General features: G+C 33.7%; 4 protein-coding genes and 1 tRNA gene. 3 read left to right on the forward strand and 2 right to left on the reverse strand.

What is annotated here, in order from left to right:
- The 3 genes from C0512_RS14655 to C0512_RS14665 form a co-directional block, all read left to right on the forward strand.
- Window positions 1-492 (forward strand): hypothetical protein (locus tag C0512_RS14655; protein ID WP_290862885.1); only part of this gene is annotated, 492 nt, incomplete at its 5' end.
- 534 nt (window positions 493-1,026) lie between these two features.
- Window positions 1,027-2,160: a TlpA disulfide reductase family protein gene (locus tag C0512_RS14660; RefSeq protein WP_290862887.1), complete on the forward strand. Its 1,134-nt coding sequence runs from the start codon at window positions 1,027-1,029 to the stop codon at window positions 2,158-2,160.
- A gap of 150 nt (window positions 2,161-2,310) precedes the next feature.
- Window positions 2,311-2,392, forward strand: a tRNA-Tyr gene (locus C0512_RS14665).
- 352 nt (window positions 2,393-2,744) lie between these two features.
- On the opposite strand, the gene guaB is transcribed toward C0512_RS14665, so the two are convergent.
- Both guaB and C0512_RS14675 read right to left on the reverse strand, forming a co-directional pair.
- A complete protein-coding gene (gene guaB / locus C0512_RS14670) occupies window positions 2,745-4,217 on the reverse strand; it encodes an IMP dehydrogenase (RefSeq protein WP_290862889.1) in 1,473 nt (490 codons plus the stop codon).
- Window positions 4,218-4,279: 62 nt separating this feature from the next.
- On the reverse strand, window positions 4,280-4,500 hold a 221-nt coding region (locus tag C0512_RS14675), incomplete at its 5' end, for a hypothetical protein (RefSeq protein ID WP_290862891.1).

Here is a 4,500-nt window from a genome sequence, read left to right on the forward strand (position 1 = left end):
GAACTACCAGATGAAGAATATTTACCAAAATCACTTAGTGAAAATATTAAAAAAAATAAGTATATATTTTTTAAGTACTCAGATTCTTTAAGCATAATGATAAAAGATAAACCTCAAGAGTATGTCTTTGAAATATTTGAAAATGATATGAAATATACTTCTTTGGGTGCTGTAGAAAATTGGGTAGTTTTTAACTATAAAACAGGCATTCAAGAGTTAATTAAAAGGATTACGAATACAAAAGAAGTAGGCTTAGAAGGTTCTGTTAATTTAGTAATCAATTACAGAGTCGAGAACGGTGATATGCTTTTAGAACCAGGAAAAGTAATTGATGATGACCTTTTTAGAGTTTCTGGTAAAGCTAATTATTTACTAAAGCAAATAACTGGTGAAGATTTTGGGAGTGCTGACATGTATGCAACAGACAAGGAATTAATAAAACTTCAACGCAAGTGGATTAAGTGGTATAACTGTTTATGTGAGAAGAAATAAACGGTAATGTTCCATAATTAGTGGTGAACCAAAACCCATAATTTAATCATTTGTAAATCAATCCTAAAATAAAATTTAAAACCAAAAGGCAAACTTTACAGCTTGCCTTTTTAAATTTGAAAATCGCTTATAACGAATGGAATGAAGAAAAATGACACATTATTTAGGATAGTGTCCAATTCAAATGATACTTTACACTTCTCCCCTCACCTTCTCTAATCAAAGCTCCAATTTCTAATAATAGTTGTAAATGGATATGAAATATTAATTTGAAATAAATATCTGATAAAAAAAAATCTATAAAAAAATTATTGGAGAGGTAACAAATGATGTCAATTTTATTTTTATCTTAGTAACAGAAATTTGCATGTTAATTTTTTTCTTGTACCTCATTTGTACCTCTACACCTTTAAACCCTTTAATATTAGACTTCGCACTTTCTGTATTGGAAAGTAACCCAAAAATAAGTTAATACATATCGCATAAATCCCTTTTTTTAAATACTTTTGCACTCAAAATAATTTAAACATAATCATGAAAAAAATAGTTGTATTACTTTTTGCTGCAGCTGCATTTATAAGTTGTAATAATTTAGGAGAAAACGAATTCGTAATCAAAGGAACCGTAGACGGAATTGAAAACGGAAAATTAGCCATTCTTGAAACACAAGATGAAACCGGAATGGGTTTAAAAGCTACTGATTCTGCCATAATTAAAGATGGAAAATTCGAATTCAAAGGTACAACTACCGAACCGGAATTGCGTTTTGTTCAAGTAGAAACCGTTCAAGGTAAAGCTGTTTTCATCTTAGAAAACGGTGAAATCAACATGAAAATTTACAAAGACAGTGTCAATAAAACAGAAATTGGTGGAACATTTAACAACGACCAATTTTCTAAATACAACAAGGAGCAAGGAGCAATTCAAAAGAAAATTGCTGCATTCAGAAAAGACAACATGGAAAAAATGCAAACGGCCATTCAAAGCAATGATACCGTTACCGTGAATACTTTAAAAAACGGATTTACAAAACTTCAAGAAGAATTAAATCTCTATAACAGTAACTTTGCCGAAAAAAATCCAAAAGCATTTATCAGTGTTTTGATGTTAGAAAACATGTTCTATCAACCAAATGCCGACATTGAAAAAATAAAAAAAATCTATACCAATCTAGATAAATCAGTTCAGGAAACTAAACCGGGTAAAAAAATTGGCGAAATGATTGCTAACCATAATGCCGCCGAAGTTGGTAAAGCAGCTCCTGAATTTTCTGCTCCAAATCCGGAAGGAAAAATGGTTTCATTAAAAGAATCGTTAGGAAAAGTGACTATTATTGATTTTTGGGCATCATGGTGTGCACCTTGTAGAAAAGAAAATCCTAATGTAGTAGCTCTATATGCTGAATTTCATGATAAAGGATTAAATATAATTGGCGTTTCCCTAGACAAAGAGGGAGATGCTCAAAAATGGAAAGAAGCCATTGCTGCCGATAAATTAACTTGGACACAAGTTTCTAACTTACAATATTGGAATGACCCAATTGCTAAAAAATATAATGTACAATCTATTCCGGCTACCTATTTATTAGATTCTACCGGTAAAATTGTAGCAAAAGATTTAAGAGGTGAAGAATTAAAAGCGAAAGTTCAAGAATTATTAGGTTCTTAATACATCTCATTTCATAAAATTTAAAATCCCCAACTCAGGGGATTTTTTTATTTTACTCATATCCAAACGCTTATAAATTTATCGAAATTAACCTTGAAAAAGGTTTGCACAATGTAAAAACAATTTTATATTTGCAATCGCGTAAGCAGCGGGGAGATACTCAAGCGGCCAACGAGGGCGGACTGTAAATCCGCTGATTACATCTTCGCAGGTTCGAATCCTGCTCTCCCCACAAAACAAAAACTCTCAATACTTACAAAAGCGAGCTTTTGTAAGTATTGAGAGTTTTTGTTTTGGGTAAGGTTTCCCCTTTCAGGATCACCGAAGGTAATCCTGTTTAAACTTAGCACTCTAGTCTTTTGAAAAAAGAAACCTTGCCACAAATAAATAACAGAAATTTGCTTTTTTAAGTATTGGGAGTTTTTGTTTTGGGTAAGGTTTCCTACCTCAGGCTCACCGAAGGTAATCCTTTTTCGACTTTTCACTTTAGTCTTTTGAAAACAAAGGTATCAAGTTCCATTAAGCTTAGAAATCTTAATCAAACTTAATACCTTAATGGTTTTATTTGTTTAAAAAAACAGAATTTATCTTGAATAATTAGGAGCTTCTTTTGTAATCGTTACATTATGTGGATGGCTTTCCCCTATTCCACTGGCTGTAATACGGACAAATCTTCCTGTTTCCTGCAAAGTAGGAACATCTTTTGCACCACAATAACCCATTCCGGCACGTAATCCACCTATGAATTGTTGCATACTTTCGTTTAACTCACCTTTATAAGGTACTCGTCCAACAATACCTTCCGGAACTAATTTTTTCACATCATCTTCCACATCTTGAAAATAACGATCTTTTGAACCTTCTTGCATCGCTTCAACAGAACCCATTCCTCGATACGATTTAAACTTACGTCCCTCAAAAATAATGGTTTCACCCGGAGATTCTTTTGTTCCCGCTAAAAGCGAACCTAACATCACACAATCAGCCCCGGCAGCAATTGCTTTTGGAATATCACCCGTGTAACGAATTCCACCATCAGCAATAACCGGTACTCCACTGCCTTTAATTGCTGCAGCGACTTCCAATACAGCTGAGAATTGAGGAAAACCAACTCCGGCAATAACACGTGTTGTACAAATTGATCCGGGTCCGATACCAACTTTTACGGCATCTGCTCCATTTTCCACTAAATACAATGCCGCTTCAGGTGTTGCAATATTTCCAACCACTACATCTAAATTTGGAAACTTAGCTTTTACTTGTTTTAAAACAGTTACAACTCCCTGTGTATGTCCATGTGCGGTATCAATAATTACAGCATCAACACCGGCATTTACCAAAGCTGTTGCTCTTTCCAAAGCATCGGCAGTTACGCCAATTGCAGCGGCAACCCGAAGTCGTCCAAAACGATCTTTATTGGCAATCGGCTTTTGAGTCAGTTTAGTTATATCTCTAAAAGTAATTAAACCTACTAATTTATAATCCTTATCCACCACCGGAAGTTTTTCAATTTTGTTTTGTTGCAAAATACCTTCTGCTTCCTGCAATGTTGTTCCTTCGGCTGCTGTTACTAAATTTTGGGTGGTCATTACTTCCAAAATTGAACGCGGATTTTGCTTTTCAAATCGTAAATCTCTGTTCGTCACAATCCCTTTTAAAATACCATTTTCATCTACAACCGGAATTCCACCTATACTGAATTCTCGCATGGCTTGTTTGGCATCACCAACAGTAGCAGTTAAAGGCAACGTTACCGGATCGATAATCATACCGGATTCTGCACGTTTTACTTTACGAACTTTTGCAGCTTGTTGTTCAATAGTCATGTTTTTGTGTAAAACACCTATTCCACCTTCTTGAGCCATTGCTATAGCCATGGAACTCTCGGTTACAGTATCCATTGCCGCAGATGCAATCGGAACATTTAATGTAATATTTCTTGAAAATTTAGACTGAATATTTACTTCGCGGGGTAATACTTCTGAATAGTTAGGAATCAGCAGAACATCATCGTAAGTTAAACCTTCACCAATGATTTTAGTTGTATGTGCTTTCATGATTGCAATTTGTAGTTAAATTGCGAGCAAATATAGAGAATTTAAGAAGATAATTTACCTAATTAACGGTTAAATTTTGATGGTTTTTCAATTCGAACTAAGAAATAAGAAACCATGCAATAATAAGTGGCTAATTGAAAGAAAATATTAATGTAATTGAACATTTCAATCGGTTCTATAAAATGATAAAAGGAATAAAAAACATCTGAAATCACAATACATAATGCCATAATGGAAAAATATAAAGCAGCTTTAGAAGCATCAGAAAAGAAGTTAAATAAGG

Origin of the sequence: Flavobacterium sp. (genome assembly GCF_013822155.1) — a bacterium.
Taxonomy (GTDB): domain Bacteria; phylum Bacteroidota; class Bacteroidia; order Flavobacteriales; family Flavobacteriaceae; genus Flavobacterium.

Bases quoted from the DNA above. Each gene is read 5' to 3' on its own strand.
- C0512_RS14660 (WP_290862887.1), top strand. From the start codon at position 1,027: ATGAAAAAAATAGTTGTATTACTTTTTGCTGCAGCTGCATTTATAAGT.
- guaB (WP_290862889.1), bottom strand. From the start codon at position 4,217: ATGAAAGCACATACAACTAAAATCATTGGTGAAGGTTTAACTTACGAT.